Source organism: Azospirillum sp. TSH64 (assembly GCF_003116035.1).
Classification (GTDB): domain Bacteria; phylum Pseudomonadota; class Alphaproteobacteria; order Azospirillales; family Azospirillaceae; genus Azospirillum.
Window position 1 is genome coordinate 3,961,363 of record NZ_LGQW01000015.1, and the last position, 396, is coordinate 3,961,758.

The 396-nt window shown below is 64.9% G+C and carries 1 pseudogene; it reads left to right on the forward strand.

Going from position 1 to position 396, the window contains the following annotated elements:
- Positions 1–396 (forward strand): annotated as a pseudogene (gene sucC, locus TSH64_RS19405) (succinate--CoA ligase subunit beta); the annotation flags it as partial.

A 396-nucleotide genomic window follows, 5' to 3' on the forward strand; every position in this document is an offset into this window, starting at 1 on the left:
CGCCGCCGCCAAGTTCATCCAGGCCGCCTACAAGGCCTTCGTGGACCTGGACTGCGCCATCGTCGAGATCAACCCGCTGATCGTCACCGGCTCGGGCGACATCCTGGCGCTCGACGCCAAGATGAACTTCGACGACAACGCCCTGTTCCGTCACAAGGACGTGGAAGAGCTGCGCGACGAGGCCGAAGAGGATCCGTCGGAGATCGAGGCGGCCAAGCACAGCCTCAACTACGTCAAGCTCGACGGCAACATCGGCTGCATGGTCAACGGCGCCGGCCTGGCGATGGCCACCATGGACATCATCAAGCTGTATGGCGGCGAGCCGGCCAACTTCCTCGACGTCGGCGGCGGCGCCACGAAGGAGCGCGTCACCGCGGCCTTCAAGCTGATCCTGTC